This is a genomic window from Streptomyces cyaneus, from assembly GCF_004028635.1.
GTDB classification, from domain to species: domain Bacteria; phylum Actinomycetota; class Actinomycetes; order Streptomycetales; family Streptomycetaceae; genus Streptomyces; species Streptomyces cyaneus.
This window is the reverse complement of record NZ_RQJW01000008.1, coordinates 97,651-111,342: the sequence shown is the minus strand read 5'-3', so window position 1 is coordinate 111,342 and position 13,692 is coordinate 97,651. Positions and strand designations below refer to the sequence as shown.

At 68.7% G+C, this 13,692-nt stretch carries 14 protein-coding genes and 3 pseudogenes; 11 read left to right on the top strand and 6 right to left on the bottom strand.

Annotated features, from left to right (window positions below; translation table 11 throughout):
* The first annotated feature begins 188 nt into the window (after positions 1-188).
* The gene (locus EHO50_RS28815; RefSeq protein ID WP_128434137.1) at positions 189-569 is read left to right on the top strand and encodes an ATP-binding protein; all 381 of its coding nucleotides are present in this window, start codon (positions 189-191) and stop codon (positions 567-569) included.
* A gap of 33 nt (positions 570-602) precedes the next feature.
* On the opposite strand, the gene EHO50_RS28810 is transcribed toward EHO50_RS28815, so the two are convergent.
* Complete coding sequence (locus EHO50_RS28810) at positions 603-1,217, bottom strand: GAF and ANTAR domain-containing protein (RefSeq protein ID WP_164904972.1); 615 nt, start codon at positions 1,215-1,217, stop codon at positions 603-605.
* Positions 1,218-1,774: 557 nt separating this feature from the next.
* On the opposite strand from EHO50_RS28810, the gene EHO50_RS28805 reads away from it, so the two are divergent.
* The 6 genes and pseudogenes from EHO50_RS28805 to EHO50_RS28785 all read left to right on the top strand — a co-directional run.
* Positions 1,775-2,674 (top strand): RNA polymerase sigma factor SigF, encoded by a 900-nt coding sequence (locus EHO50_RS28805; RefSeq protein ID WP_128434135.1) that lies wholly within the window; start codon positions 1,775-1,777, stop codon positions 2,672-2,674.
* Between the two features lie 427 nt (positions 2,675-3,101).
* On the top strand, positions 3,102-3,338 hold the full coding sequence (locus tag EHO50_RS28800; RefSeq protein WP_128434134.1) for an XRE family transcriptional regulator: 237 nt from the start codon (positions 3,102-3,104) through the stop codon (positions 3,336-3,338).
* Positions 3,339-3,434: 96 nt separating this feature from the next.
* Complete coding sequence (locus tag EHO50_RS45325; protein ID WP_425472278.1) at positions 3,435-4,028, top strand: VanZ family protein; 594 nt, start codon at positions 3,435-3,437, stop codon at positions 4,026-4,028.
* Positions 3,920-4,150: pseudogene (locus tag EHO50_RS45320) on the top strand (PucR family transcriptional regulator); the annotation flags it as partial. The gene EHO50_RS45325 and the pseudogene EHO50_RS45320, both read left to right, overlap by 109 nt.
* On the top strand, positions 4,136-4,579 hold the full coding sequence (locus EHO50_RS45315) for a PucR family transcriptional regulator (RefSeq protein ID WP_342787003.1): 444 nt from the start codon (positions 4,136-4,138) through the stop codon (positions 4,577-4,579). The pseudogene EHO50_RS45320 and the gene EHO50_RS45315, both read left to right, overlap by 15 nt.
* Before the next feature lie 329 nt (positions 4,580-4,908).
* A pseudogene (locus EHO50_RS28785) lies at positions 4,909-5,217 on the top strand (transposase); the annotation flags it as partial.
* An 11-nt stretch (positions 5,218-5,228) separates the two neighbouring features.
* Here EHO50_RS28785 and EHO50_RS28780 read toward each other — a convergent pair.
* The 5 genes from EHO50_RS28780 to EHO50_RS28760 all read right to left on the bottom strand — a co-directional run bounded on the left by EHO50_RS28780 (position 5,229) and on the right by EHO50_RS28760 (position 9,790).
* Positions 5,229-5,942 (bottom strand): hypothetical protein, encoded by a 714-nt coding sequence (locus EHO50_RS28780; protein WP_128434132.1) that lies wholly within the window; start codon positions 5,940-5,942, stop codon positions 5,229-5,231.
* A gap of 202 nt (positions 5,943-6,144) precedes the next feature.
* Positions 6,145-7,092, bottom strand: coding sequence for a nuclear transport factor 2 family protein (locus tag EHO50_RS28775; RefSeq protein WP_128434131.1), 948 nt, complete (start codon positions 7,090-7,092; stop codon positions 6,145-6,147).
* A 63-nt stretch (positions 7,093-7,155) separates the two neighbouring features.
* Positions 7,156-7,875, bottom strand: a complete 720-nt coding sequence (locus tag EHO50_RS28770; protein WP_128434130.1) for a YceI family protein — start codon at positions 7,873-7,875, stop codon at positions 7,156-7,158.
* 91 nt (positions 7,876-7,966) lie between these two features.
* Positions 7,967-8,782: an SDR family oxidoreductase gene (locus EHO50_RS28765; RefSeq protein WP_128434129.1), complete on the bottom strand. Its 816-nt coding sequence runs from the start codon at positions 8,780-8,782 to the stop codon at positions 7,967-7,969.
* Between the two features lie 42 nt (positions 8,783-8,824).
* Positions 8,825-9,790, bottom strand: coding sequence for an SDR family NAD(P)-dependent oxidoreductase (locus EHO50_RS28760; protein ID WP_128434128.1), 966 nt, complete (start codon positions 9,788-9,790; stop codon positions 8,825-8,827).
* Between the two features lie 106 nt (positions 9,791-9,896).
* Between EHO50_RS28760 and EHO50_RS28755 the strand changes: the two genes are divergently transcribed.
* The 4 genes and pseudogenes from EHO50_RS28755 (at position 9,897) to EHO50_RS28740 (ending at position 13,635) form a co-directional block, all read left to right on the top strand.
* Positions 9,897-10,472: a TetR/AcrR family transcriptional regulator gene (locus EHO50_RS28755; RefSeq protein ID WP_128434127.1), complete on the top strand. Its 576-nt coding sequence runs from the start codon at positions 9,897-9,899 to the stop codon at positions 10,470-10,472.
* A gap of 27 nt (positions 10,473-10,499) precedes the next feature.
* Positions 10,500-11,083 (top strand): annotated as a pseudogene (locus EHO50_RS28750) (aldehyde dehydrogenase family protein); the annotation flags it as partial.
* Positions 11,084-11,460: 377 nt separating this feature from the next.
* A complete protein-coding gene (locus tag EHO50_RS28745) occupies positions 11,461-12,267 on the top strand; it encodes an SGNH/GDSL hydrolase family protein (protein ID WP_128434126.1) in 807 nt (268 codons plus the stop codon).
* A 69-nt stretch (positions 12,268-12,336) separates the two neighbouring features.
* Complete coding sequence (locus EHO50_RS28740) at positions 12,337-13,635, top strand: DUF3533 domain-containing protein (protein ID WP_128434125.1); 1,299 nt, start codon at positions 12,337-12,339, stop codon at positions 13,633-13,635.
* Positions 13,636-13,692: the final 57 nt, after the last annotated feature.

The following is a 13,692-nucleotide window of genomic DNA, read 5'->3' as shown; positions in this document are numbered from 1 at the left end:
TCGTGTCGGCCCGCCGGCCTGCCGCGGTTGGCGATCACCAGTACGGGGCATCAGGAGTCGGGGGATTGGCCGCGCAAGAGATGCCGCGGCTCCGGCGAGCGGCCAGACCGCGGAGATGCCGGGTGACCCAGGAGGGGAAGTGATCCGCCATGCGTACGCATCGGCGTACCCATCGGCGTTCCGTACGAGTGGAGTACCTGCTGCCGGACGAGGCCGCATCGGCGGGAAGGGCACGGAAGTTGACCTCGGACTTTCTCGCTCGTTCCCGCCACCGGATGACGCGGGTCGATGCCGGCCACATCGACGACGCAACGCTCATCGTGTCCGAGCTGGTCACGAACGCCACCCGGCATGGCCACAGCGCCTGCCGCCTGCGCCTGCAGGTGTCCGACCAACAGGTGACCGTCGAGGTCTACGACGACAATCCGGGACAGCCCCGCATGCGTTCGGTGATGGCCGAGAGCGAGGGCGGGCGGGGCCTGGCCATGGTGCGCTGTCTGGCACAGCGCTTCGATATCGCTCCGGTCAGCGGCGGCGGCAAGAGAGTGCGTGCGGTCCTGGCCATCTGAAGCCAGGCAGGCACTCTGCCGTCGGGATCCACATCATCGTCCGGGCCCTTCGCGGCCGTTGAGCAGGTCCGCGGCCACCTCTGGCAACGACTGTGACTGGGTGACGCTGCGTGCGCGCAACAGGTCCAGTGCATCGTGGACGGGGCAGCCCAGGCGAGCGGCGAGCATGCCGACCGCCTGGTAGACGGTGGTCCACGGCTCGACGGGCGTCGGCCCGCTGCCATCGTCTTCTGCCAGGACGGCTTCCTGGGCGCGGAGGAACGGCGCGACCGCGAGCTGGGCAGCGTGCTGGGCGTACTCGACCTGTTCGTGCGCGAGTGCGTGCGGGCGGGCGAAGTAGAGGGTGATCACACCCAATTGGAGGTTGCGCCTGCCCAGAGGCAATGCCAGTACGGTGCGCACGCCGGGCAGCCGCTCGGCCAGTGGCGCCGTCAGCTGCCAGACGTCTCCCTGCACGTCGGGGACCAGGACGGTGCGCCCGTCGGCGGAAGCGGTGACCGTGGGCCCGTCGCCCAGGGTGAACTGGCCCTCCTCGCCGTGCAACGCGAACGGGGTCGTGGCGTGGAGCAACTGCCACCGCTCCGTGTGCGGCAGGAGTGACACGGTTACGCCGTCGGCGCCCAGCGCCTGTTGGAATGTCTCGCACAACCGGGCGGGCATATCACGCGGTGCCGCTGTGGCCACGGCGGCTGCGACTTGATACACCGCCCTTGGCGGGTCCTGTGCTGGCTCACGCTCGGCGGTCGTCACCGTTCGCCTCCGTTCATCGGCTGCGGCCGGAATAAACCCGCAGCAGTCCTGTGCCACCCTCGTGTCCACAGGTCAAACGCCGCACCGGCCCATGGGCGTACGGTCGTGCACCGGCGGGAAGCCCCGAGCTGTGGCTGCCGTGAAACCACGCCGCAGTCGTGGGCCGCCGTCGGCCCCAGTCCAGAACTGGCAACGCGCCGGCCCGTCCGCCAGGGGCACAGGTTCTGTTACCCCGAGTTTGCGGATGGACACCCTTTCCGCCATCTGCCCAATCGGCACACATCCCAGCAGGTACTGCCGGCTGGGGCTCCCGGATGCAGTAGCGCAGGGTCGGTGTTACCTGAGAATTCATCACGGAGAGTCAAGTCACAGGAATATCACGATCATTAGCGGGTATCAGCCAAGCCACGACGCGCTCCGCCCACGGGGCGCCCTTTCTCGTTTCGGGAGCGACGATGGCGACTGTGACCACCAGCAATCCAGTCCGCACGATTTCGTATGCGGAGCGACATACCACCGGCCCGGGCGCCGCGCATGCGGTCGTGCCGGGCCTGGAGGACCTGCCGCCCCTGCCCGACCCGGCCCACGTCGACGCAGCTGACGCGCGAGCGCTGTCCAAGACGCTGTTCGCGCGGCTCGACTCGCTGGAAGAGGGCACACCGGAGTACTCCTACGTGCGCAACTCCCTGGTGGAGCTCAATCTCGCCCTGGTGCGCTTTGCCGCCGGCCGCATGGGGGTGCGCGGCGAGTCGTACGACGATGTAATTCAGGTTGGCACCATCGGGCTGATCAAAGCGATCAACCGGTTCGACCTGCACCGCGGCGTCGAGTTCCCCACCTTCGCCATGCCCACCATCATCGGCGAGATCAAGCGGCACTTCCGTGACACTAGCTGGGCCGTGCACGTCCCGCGCCGCCTGCAGGAACTGCGCTTGGACCTCACCAAGGCTGTGACGCACCTCGAGCAGACCCACGGCCGCGCACCCACCGTGCCCGAACTCGCCCGGCACCTGAACCTGGACGAAGACGATGTCGTCGAAGGACTGGTCGCCGCCAACGGCTACACAACAGCGTCTCTCGACTTTCCGAGCGACGCCGAGAGCTCCGAGGACACCCTCGCCGACCACGTCGGCTACACGGACCCGGACCTGGCGAAGGTCGAGGACCTGCACGCACTCAAGCCCCTCATCGCCGCTCTGCCGGCCCGCGAGCGCAAGATCCTCGCCCTCCGGTACGCCGCCGACATGACGCAGAGTGCCATCGGCAAGGAACTCGGGATCTCGCAGATGCACGTTTCCCGCATCCTGAGCCGCACCCTCGCCCGTCTCCGAACCAAACTCGCCGGCCGAGGATAGGCCGCCGGGCTCATCTGCTCCCACGGCCACGTCGAAAGCGGCGCTCGGCTACCGAGCGGTCGGCTACGGGGCAGAGGTGGGGGCCACGCCTCGGCCGTGAGCCCCCACCTCCTCTGCCTGGCCTAGTCCATGGCATTCGGGAGCTGCGGTGAGCCGTGGCAGCGGACCAGGGATCTACCCCGTGTCGTCCGGGGCTGACGGGGGGGGCCGGCGGTGCCGCGGCTCGCAGGTGGAGGGCGGCCAGGCGCTCTCAGCCCAGTACAGGAGAGCGCGCGCCCATCCTTGCCCTGCTGCCACCCGACTTGCCGAGCCGCCGCCCATGCTGATCCGGACAGTCCGCCCGCGCGGATCACCGACCAGCTGGCCGATCCTCAGAGCCACCCGTATGGCGATGGCTGAACCAGCTGGCCCAGGGCAGGCGAACGGAATGGACGAACTTTCACAGCTGCTGCAACAGACCATGCGACGCAGGCGCCTCAACGCGCAAGCGCTCGCCGACCGTACAGGCATTCGTACGCCGCGGATCCGCGTCTTCGCCGAGGACGGCGCCCGCGGTCCCGTGCGGCCCACCGAGAAGGAGCTGGCGGAACTCGCCGAGGCTCTTGCACTGCCCCTACGCGATATCCAGGAAGCCGCTCATCCCGCTGCACCAGCGGTGGGCTGACGATCCCGGCCCCGTCCCGAGCAGGCGGCGGCAATCTCGAACCGATCACGTGTGAACTGCCTTGCTGTGCAGGAAAGTTGACGACTGGAGGACAGCATGGCCCGTACAGTCGCAAGTCCGCACGCCGCTCTACGCCTGGGCACCAACAAGCCCAAGGTATCCGGTAAGTCCAAGCGCGGATCGCGGCCTGCCCGGCATGGGCGGCCCCCCCTGCCCTTTCCCGTCCGGGTGCTGGCGATGCTGTTCGCCTTCGCGTTCATGGTGGTACTCGCCGTCGTGCTGGCCCGGTTGACCCTGCAGCCCTCCCCTGCCTCGGTGGCGTTGGCCCACACCAACCTGCACCCGGGGCGCTCGCTCCAGGTTTACCTGGACCAGCCCGCGTTGCGGGACGCCGTGAAGCAGATCGGCGGCAACCTGTTGCTGGGCGTTCCGTTCGGGCTCCTGCTGCCGGTCCTCGCGCCGCGCAAAGCACCGCGCACCGCAACGCTCTGCGCGACCTCGTCGAGCAGCGCCACCGCTCCGCAGCGGACGCCTGCGCCCGGCTGGCCGCACTGGGCCTGCCCACCGAGAACAGCCGCTTCCTCACGGTCGTGGTGGACCTCCCCGCAAAGGACACCACAACGCAAGCCGAGGCCCGCCTCTCCCAAGTCCTGCACGCCACGGGAATCCCGGCGCTCATCGGCGAACTGACCCCCGGCCGCCTGGGAGTACTGCTCGCTCTGAGCCCCTCACACCCCTGGCAACCCGCGGTCGAACGGCTGAGCCACGTGGCGCGCGACCTGTCCCCGCGGACCGTCGTGAGCGTCGGCTCGGAGGTCGACCTCCTCACTGACACCCCCCGTTCCTTTCATCAGGCGAGCCGCGTGGCCGAGGCCACCCCGCCCGACCAGCCTCTCCCCCCGGGCCGCTCCTTCCACGAACTCCGCGATGTCGACCTGCGCCGCCTGCTGTACGCGCTCCGCGAGGACACCCGGATCCAGGAATACGCCGAACGAGGACTCGGCCGCCTCCTCGATCACGACGCCCGACACGGCACCGACCTGCTGACGACCCTCCGCCACTACCTCGACGTCGCCGGCAACAAAACCAGCGCCGCCCGCCGCGGCGGTCTGTCGCGCGAGACGTTCTACCAACGCCTGCGCACCATCGAGCGCCTGCTCGACTGCGACCTCGAATCCGGCGAACAGCGCACCGCGTTGCACGTGGCCCTGATGGCGCTGGACGTCTTGCGCACCGGCTGACCCTATGCCTCGCCTGCGGATGTTCCGTCGAGGAACCGCCGCGCCCTGCCCCGCAGATGCGATCTCAGAGTGTGCCGCAAGGTCAGGTGCGGCGAAGCCCGCCGCTGCATCCGGTCGGTGGTCGCCACCTTGAACACCCCGAGCGCACACAGCACATCCCCGCGCGGGCCGTTCGACGACCGCCTTGTTCACCTGGAGCTTGCCTCACAAGTGATCACCACATGCAGCAAGAAGGCCCAGGTCACTGACCTGGGCCTTCTTCGTGGCGACGTCTTACGACCAGCAGCTCCAGCCCCAGCAGTCGCTGAGCCCGGACACGTGGGAGCGGCCCGCCCGTTCGCTCCCGCTGCGGGCCGCGACGCCGACGCCCGGCCAAGCTCCACGCGGACAAAGGCTACGACTACGACCACCTGCGGCGATGGCTCCGCAAACGAGGGATCCGGCACCGCATCGCCCGCAGGGGCATCGAGTCTTCGCAGCGTCTGGGCCGCCACCGCTGGGTCGTCGAACGGACAGTATCCTGGTTAGCCGGATGCTGGCGCCTGCACCGCCGCTACGAACGCAAGGCCGAACACTTCCTCGCCTTCGTCGCCATAGCTGCGGCCCTCATCGGATACCGCCGATTGGCCGACGTCTAGGAAGAACGTGATCAAGGAAGCTGGATTGTCGTACACGCGGATCCATGCACCGCCGGGGCCTCACATTCGTCGGTACCGCTGGCGTTGATCGCGTTGATTTCGAGGCCCCAGGCGTCTCGTGCTGCGGAGATCGGGATGCTTACGTGCTGTTCGATCCTGCCCTTGTCGTCGGGCCTCAGGCTGCTGGAGTAGGGCTCTTGGTCTCGGGTATTGAGAGATTCCCCGTCAGCATCCACGGCGACGACATAGACGCCGACACTCGCCCATGAATCAACGCCGTCTGCCCGTACGTCGAATTTAAGCCTGAGGCTCGACCTCGGTCCATCGAGTTCGACGTTGCTAATCGTCGGTCGGCCGTTCCCGCCGGCTGCCTTGGCCGCGCCGACGACCGCCACGCTCAGGGCGACCATGTAGAGAATCACTCCGACCACCAGTACGACGGTCTCCCACAGGTTGCCCCTCTTGGTCGGGTGGATGAGCAGTGCCACGATGCTGCAGACGATCGCCAGGATGGCGCAGAGTGAGGCCACATAGATGGGCCAGGACTCGTTGTTGAGTGCCACGAAGACGAGATCGCTCGTCAGCCCGAGCGCGGTCATGATTCCGGCCACCGTGACCAGGGCACCGGCGAGGATTTTGGCTACGTCGTCCAGGCGCTTCCCGACGCTGGCCTGGATCTCGTCGAACGTTTCAGCTGGTTCGTACCCACCACCCGTCTGCTTCACCTGTTCATGCTGCTGGAGGCGGGTCCACATACGAAGGCATCCGCGCCCACCATTGCCCCAAGTGGAGGATGGGCGAGGGAAAATGCGATCTGTTTCGCCGCTCAGCTTGGACCACCCCTGTTCGGCTCAAATGACTAACGGCTGAAGGTCCGGCCACCAACAGAAACAGCGCCTTATGGCAAGCCCTCGTGGCGGAACGGGCTCAGAACATGGTGTTGTCGTTGAGGGGCGGGGTCGACGGCACGTCCTGGACGGAGTCCCAGTGCTCGAGGATCTTGCCGTGCTTGCCGACGCGGAAGATGTCCACGACGGCCTGGCCGCGGTCCTCGGGGTTGAGGCGGTAGTGGGCGTGGATCGCCACGAGGTCGCCTTCGGTGATGACGCGCTTGCGTTCCACGATCAGGTTCGGGAACTGCTGGAAGAAGTTGGTGAACTGCTCGCGCAGGCCGGCCGAGCCGTTGGGGATGGTGGGGTTGTGCTGGTAGTACTCCGGCGTCAGGTACCTGACCGCGTCGGGGTTCTTGTCGACGAGGAGTGTGTCGAAGTAGGCGGTGGCCACCTTCTGGCTCAAGGGGGTCATCCAGCGAGGGCCGGGCTGATTGGTGCGCGGCCGGCTGACCGTGCCGAACATGTCGTTGCCGTTGACGGTGGTCGCCGGTACGTCCTGGACCACGTCCCAGTGCTCGGCGATCATGCCCTTCTTGTCGAAGCGGAAGATGTCGACCACGGACGAACCGCGGGTGCCCGGCTCGTAGACCGGGTTGGAGTGGACCATGACCAGGTCGCCCTGGGCGAGGACCCGCTTGACGTTGTACACGTGGTCCGGGAACTGCGCGGTCCAGTCGCGGATGAAGTTCTTGATGGCCTCCCGGCCGTCGGGGGCCATCGGGTTGTGCTGGATGTAGTCCGCACGGATGTACTGGTCGGCGACGCTGAGGTTGCCTTCCTCGAAGAGCTGCCTGAGCACGTGGACGGCGACGCGCTTGTTGCGCTCCTCGGCGTGGGGGTTCGCCTGCCGGGAGTCCGCGACGGTCAGGGAGGAGTCGGGAGCGGACGCCGTGGCGGCGGGCACGAATCCGGCCATGGATCCGATGGTCGCCGTGGCCAGCAGAGCGGCGACGGTCCTCCTGGACAAGTGGGTCTTGCTCATGACGGTGTTCTCCAATACGGGTGTGATGAGCGATGCGTTACGTGGTGGCTGCGGGCGGCGGAATCACGCGGGGCTGAAGGCGAGGAGGAACTCGACGGTCCCCTCGTCCTCGACGGTGATCCCGCCGAAGTTCGGTGCGTCGATGCCGTAGTCGGCGAAGGTGACGGGGATCGAGCCGTTCACGCGGAAGCCGTCGGCGGTGCGCTGGGCGGTGAGGTCGAACGTGACGGAATTGGTCTCGCCATGGATGGTCAGATCCCCCGTGGCCTCGCCGGTGACCTGTTCGTTCACGTCCGGCACCGAGCCGAAGTCCACGGGGTCGGTGAGCTTGAAGACGGCGTTCGGGTACCGCTCGGTGTTCATGATCCGGCCGCGGAACTGGCTGTCGCGTTGGTCGGAGTCGCTCTCCACCGAGGCCAGGTCGACGGTGAAGCTCCCGCCGACAGCCCGGGTGCCCTCGATCTCCAGCTCTCCGGTGACCTCTTCGGTACGGCCAACGGCCGTGACGTTCTGGCCGAAGAGCACCTCGTCGACGCGGTAGCCGGCCTGCGAGCCGCTGCCCACCCGCCACCCACCCTCGACGCCCTCCCCCGCCTGCCGGCCGGAGCCGGAGCCGGAGGTGCTCTCCGGCGTGGCCGGTGGACTGTCGAGTGACAGCGCGGCTGGTGGGTCGTCCTGGATGTAGTTGATGTAGACGTACGGGCCTCCGACGCCCACGAGGGCGGCGGCGGCAACGCCGACGATCAGCCGGCGCTTCCAGTGTCTGAGTGTGGTGCGTGCCATTGGTTCCTCCGAGAGGCAGATGGTCGAGTAGTAGATCTTGAAAGTTCAAGTACTTGGCTGGAAAGTGCCCTGGGCCATGAATGCCATGGGGTCAGCCGTGGGCTGCGAGGGAGACGTGCTCCCACTCGGCCCAGGTGGCCAGCTTGCGCGCGTAGTGGTCGTTGGCCAGCTGGATCGGCGGCCTGCCGAAGAACACCCGCAGCGGCGGGTTCTCGGTATCCACGATCGTCAGCAGGGCGGGACCGACGGCCTTCGGATCGCCCATGTCGGACAGGTCCAGGCCCTCGGCCAGGGCCTGGCGGACTCCGTCGTAGAGCGGGTCGGGCTCGGAGTTGACCGCGGAGGCACCAGGCCAGTCGGTGGGATAGGGGCCGGGCTCGACCAGGGTGACCTTGATGTTCTGCCCGGCGACCTCAGCGGCCAGGGCCTCGGACAGCCCCTCCACCGCCCACTTGGAGGCGGCATAGACGCCGAGGCTCGGGAAGGAGAGCACGCCGCCGACGGAGGAGACCTGGACGATGTGGCCGCCGCCCTGGGTGCGCAGCAGCGGCAGCGCGGCCTGGGTGACCCAGAGCACGCCGAAGAAGTTCGTTTCCATCTGGTCGCGCGCCTCCGCCTCGGTCAGCTCCTCGACCATGCCGAAGTGGCCGTAGCCGGCGTTGTTGACGACGACATCCAGTCGGCCGAAGTGCGCGTGGGCCTTGTGGACCGCGTCGAACGCGGCGGTCTTGTCGGTGACGTCAAGGGGCAGTGCGAGCAACTGCTCGCCGTAGGCGATCGCGAGGTCCGTCAGGGACTCCGTGTTCCGTGCGGTCGCGGCGACCTTGTCTCCGCGATCCAGCGCGGCTTCGACGAACGAGCGGCCGAAGCCGCGGGACGAGCCGGTGACGAACCAGGTCTTGGACACGAGAACCTTCCAGTGGGGAAAGGGAGTTGATGGAATGGGAGGTCAGGCCAGGAGCAACTCGGAGACCTGCCACAGGAGTGCGGCCGCCTCCGGGTCCACGGCGTGCGCGGCGACCCCGGTGTTGGTGCCGGGCCGGTGCGGTTCGGCCTCGTCGCAGTCCTCGAAGTACCGGCCGGTGACGCCGTCGACCACGGGTGACGCGGCCAGCAGCACCGAGGTCGCGGCCCCCTGCTCCACCGTCTTGAGGGACAGCTCGGGCGGCTGCGTTCCCTCGCCGATCAGGGCCTGGAGGTGGGCCCCGAACTGCGCCATCTCGGTGTCCCCGACATGACGCGACAGGTTGGTCCGGATCCCGCCGGGCATCAGCGCGTTGACCGCGATCCCGTCGTCGGACCAGCGTCGGCCGGCCTCGACCGCGAACAGCACGTTGGCCGTCTTGGACTGCCCGTAGGCGAGCCACGGGTCGTAGGGCCGCTCGGTGAAGTGGAGGTCGTCGAAGACGACGGGTGAGAAGAGGTGTCCGCTGGAGCTCACCGACACCACGCGCGCACCGCCGGCCGCCGCGAGAGCGCCGTGCAGCCCGGTGGCGAGGGCGAAGTGCCCCAGGTGGTTGGTGGCGAACTGCAGCTCCCAGCCCTGTGTCGTCCGGGTCTCCGGAGTCGCCATCACGCCCGCGTTGTTGACGAGGATGTGCAGCGGCCCGTGCCATGCGGTCACGAACGCCTCGACGGACGCCGGATCGGTCAGATCCAGGGAGGCGACCGTCACACCCTCGGAGCCGGTGGTGCTCTTGATGTCCTCCGCGGTGCGGCGGCCGGCGGCCGTGTCCCGCACGGCGAGGACGACCTGCGCGCCGGCCCCGGCGAGCGCCCGGGCGGTCTCCACGCCGATGCCGGAGGCTGCTCCGGTGACGACGGCGCGGCGGCCGGTGAGATCCGTGCCCGCGATGACATCGGCGGCCGTGGATCCGGCGTGGAAGGGGGTGGTGATGCGTGTGCTCGTGGTCATGTCGGCACGTGCTCCCGGTTTGCTACGATCAAAAAATCGGAGGCTCCTCCGCTTTGCTTGAACTTTAAACGGAGGCGCCTCCGATTGTCCAGGAGGAAGGAATGCTGTGACCGGCAACACACGCGGACTGCGTGCCGACGCGCGCCGCAATCGGCAGCGCCTGCTCGACGTGGCCGTACGCGCCTTCTCCGAGCGGGGCACGGACGCGTCCCTCGAGGCCATCGCCAAAGAGGCCGGTGTGGGCATCGGCACGCTGTACCGGCACTTCCCCACCCGGGAGGCCCTGCTTGAGGCCGCATACCGCAACGAGGTCGCGCGGGTCTGCGACAGCGCCGAGGAACTGCTGGCTCAGTACCCGCCCGACCAGGCGATGCGGATGTGGATGGACCGGTTCATCGACTATCTGGCCACCAAGCAGGGCATGGCGGACGCGTTGAAGGCCGTCATCGCCTCCGGTGACTCGGACCCGTTCGCCGAGAGCCTGGACCGGATCAGCACGGCCATCAGCACGCTGCTGAAGGCCGGGGCCGAGGCGGGCGTCCTGCGCTCCGACGTCGACCCTCTCGACGTCGGCTTCAGCCTCGGCGGCATCCTGCTGATCACCACCGACAAGGGGCTGCGCGACCGCGCGGGCCGCATGCTCGATCTGCTCCTCGACGGACTCCGCCACCGCGCCGGCTGAACTGGACACCGCGTCGACCGGGCGGACACCACACTGGGCATCCTCGCCGACGCGGTTCCGGCGTCCCCGTCGGCGACCCCTTCGCCCCGGCCACCGTCGTCGGGCCGATGGCCGGCGAGCGGCACGTGGCAAACGTCGAGCGCTTCGTGAAAGCGGCCATCGAGGACGGCGGCCGCATCGTCGTCGGCGGTGAGCGCATGGAACTCAACGGCGGTTACTACTACAAGCCCACCGTCATCGCCGGCTTGGACAACGACGCCCGCACCGTCCAGGAGGAGATCTTCGGCCCGGTGCTGACGGTTCAGCCCCTCGACACCGAGGAAGAGGCGATCGCGCTGGCGAACGGCACGCCGTACGGACTCGCCGCCGGTCTGCAGACGTCCGACCTGGCGCGCGCCCACCGCGTCGCCGCGCGACTGGACGCCGGCATCGTCTGGGTCAACGACTGGGCCATGCTCGATCCCGCCGTGCCCTTCGGGGGCGTCAAGCAGTCCGGCTACGGACGCGAATCCGGGCCGGAGGCGCTGCAGGCGAACACAAGGACCATGTCGGTCGCTATTTCCCTCGGCTGCCCCCCCGACGGGGCCCGCCCGGCCGGATCGGCCGGGTGAACTCCGTCCCCGGCTCTTAAGAGCCGGAGGTGAGCCGGGGACATGGCGGCCTGGCAGTAGGCGTTGTCGCCCGGGCCGTGGACGCCACCGTTGAAGGTGACCCGGTACGGGCGGTTCGGCGCGAAACGGCGGGCGGTGGTGAAGCCGACCGCGTCCTCGTTGCGCATGCCGTTGAAGACCCGGGCGCTCAGGGGCCGGCGCAGACCGTGGCGGTGGACCGCCCTCGACGACCTCAGCTCCCGCCTGAGCGGCGTCACTTTGCAGGAAGGTGAGCCCGCAGCTATCGTCATATTCAACAATGCGACTAGGTGCCTAGTTGTTTAGCGATGGCCGTGTGCCACTTCCATCAGCAGCGTTGACGAGAGGCGGTCGGCCCCGTGTCGAGCAGTGGGTATCTGCGCTATGTCGCCCTGGGCGACAGTCACACCGAGGGGCTCGGGGACGGCGACGACGTCCGTGGTCTTCGAGGCTGGGCGGACCGGCTCGCCGAGCAGGTCGCCCGCCACAGCCCCGGCCTGCTCTACGCCAACCTCGCGGTGCGCGGCCGTAAGGCCGGTCAGGTACGCGCCGAGCAGCTGGCTCCGGCTCTCGCGATGCGGCCCGACCTCGCCACCGTGGTGGCTGGGGTCAACGACGTGTTGCGCCCGGGCTGCGACCTCGACGAGGTGGCCGGCCACGTAGAGGCGATGTTCGCCGCCCTCACCGCGCAGGGCGCCACCGTCGCGACCCTGATGTTTCCCGACGTCGGGCGTATCACGCCGCTGGCCCGCCCGATCGGTCACCGTGTTCTCGCACTCAACGCGCGCATCCGGGAGGCCGCCGACCGCCACGGCGTGGTGGTGGCGGAGACGGCCGCGCACGCGGCGGCGACCGATCCGCGGTTGTGGAGTGCTGACCGGCTGCACGCCGGCCCGCTGGGACACACGCGCATCGCGGCTGCCGTGGCCCAGGCGCTCGGTCTGCCGGGCAGCGACGACGCATGGACCCGTCCCCTTCCGGTCACAGGGACAGACCGCTCTGCCTGGAGGGCTGTCGGTGCCGAACTGCGCTGGGCCGGCACCTTCCTCGGCCCCTGGATCGGCCGCCGCCTGCGTGGCCGCTCCTCCGGCGACGGCCGCCAGGCCAAGCGGCCGGCCCTGCTTCCGGTGGCCGCGTCCACCGGGGACACCTCCTCAGCCGGATGAGGCTCTGCCCGCGACGACGCCGGCGGCTCCTCCTGCCGCACTTCCCTCTTCCTCGTACCGGAGCTGGAAATGAGTAACGCCCACCCCTTCCGCGTCCTGCGCGCGAAGCGTCTGTGGACCGTCAACGGCGTCATCGTGGGCTTCGTGGCACTGCTGTTCACGGTGTTCTACGTCGGCGCCAACATCGACCCTGCCGGTCACCTGCACAAGCTGCCCGTCGGCCTTGTCAGCGCCGATGAGGGGTCGAAGGTCGGTGGCAAGCAGACCGACCTCGGTGCACAGATCACCCAGTCGATCAAGAAGTCGCCCCAGGGCGGAGACAGGATCGACTGGAAGCTGATGGACGAGGAGGAGATGAAGGAGGAACTGGGCAAGGGCAAGCTGTTCGGCGCGCTCGTCGTGCCCCGCGACTTCACCGCCACTGTCGCCGCCCTCACCGGCCCCGGGGTGGCCGGCAGCCCCGTCCGCCCGACACTCACCGTGCTGACCAACCAGTCCGCCGGCAGCGTGGGGTCGAGCATGGCGCGGCAGGCCACGACGACGGCCGCGCAGTCGGCCTCCGCGCAGGTGGGTGAAGAGCTGACCGCTCAGGCCGAGGCCGCGCGGGCCCAGCTGCCCACTGCCGCGCGCCTGCTGCTGGCCGACCCGGCCGTGGTGCAGATCGAGGACGGGCATCCGCTCGACTCGCACAGCGGCCTCGGTCTGAGTGCCTTCTACTTCTCCCTCGTCCTCGTCGTCTGCGGCATGCTCGCCGCCAACGTCATCAGCGGCCAGGTGGACCACGCCCTCGGCTACACCCACAGCGACATGGGCCCGCTGCGGGTCCACAACCCGCTGCTGCGCGCGACTCGCGTCCAGACCCTGGCCATCAGTAGCACGCTCATGATCGGTCTGTCCCTGCTCATGGGCAGCCTGGCCCTGGCCGGTGCGGTGGGCATCATGGGCATGGACGCCTCTCACCTGCCCCTGCTGTGGCTCTTCTCCGTGTGCACGATCGCGGTTGTCGGCATCGGCGGGCTCGGACTGCTCGCTGTGTTCGGCACGCCGGGGATGCTGTTCATCACGATCTTCTACATCGCCATGGCGGTACCGACGTCCGGCGCCACGGTCCCTCTCCAGGCCCTCCCCGGCTTCTACCGCGTCCTCGGCGAGTTCGAGCCCCTGCGCCAGATCACGGGCGCCGTCCGCTCGATCCTCTACTACGACGCCCAGGCCGACGCGGGTCTGACCCGGGGCTGGGTGATGCTGGGCGTGGGACTCGCGGTCGCCGGCCTCTTCGGCTTCGGCGTGACCCGGTTCTACGACCGCAAGGGACTCCATCGCATTCCCGCCGACGAGGAACCGCAGCCGCTCCTCGCCCGGGCATAGTCCGACGACCGGTGAGGGGTGGAGTCGGGCACGACCGCCCCACCCCCTCATTCTTGA

Coding starts and splice junctions, on each gene's coding strand:
- EHO50_RS28800 (WP_128434134.1), top strand. CDS start 3,102: ATGGACGAACTTTCACAGCTGCTGCAACAGACCATGCGACGCAGGCGC.
- EHO50_RS28805 (WP_128434135.1), top strand. CDS start 1,775: ATGGCGACTGTGACCACCAGCAATCCAGTCCGCACGATTTCGTATGCG.
- EHO50_RS28775 (WP_128434131.1), bottom strand. CDS start 7,092: ATGAGCAAGACCCACTTGTCCAGGAGGACCGTCGCCGCTCTGCTGGCC.
- EHO50_RS28740 (WP_128434125.1), top strand. CDS start 12,337: ATGAGTAACGCCCACCCCTTCCGCGTCCTGCGCGCGAAGCGTCTGTGG.
- EHO50_RS28770 (WP_128434130.1), bottom strand. CDS start 7,875: ATGGCACGCACCACACTCAGACACTGGAAGCGCCGGCTGATCGTCGGC.
- EHO50_RS28760 (WP_128434128.1), bottom strand. CDS start 9,790: ATGACCACGAGCACACGCATCACCACCCCCTTCCACGCCGGATCCACG.
- EHO50_RS45325 (WP_425472278.1), top strand. CDS start 3,435: ATGGCCCGTACAGTCGCAAGTCCGCACGCCGCTCTACGCCTGGGCACC.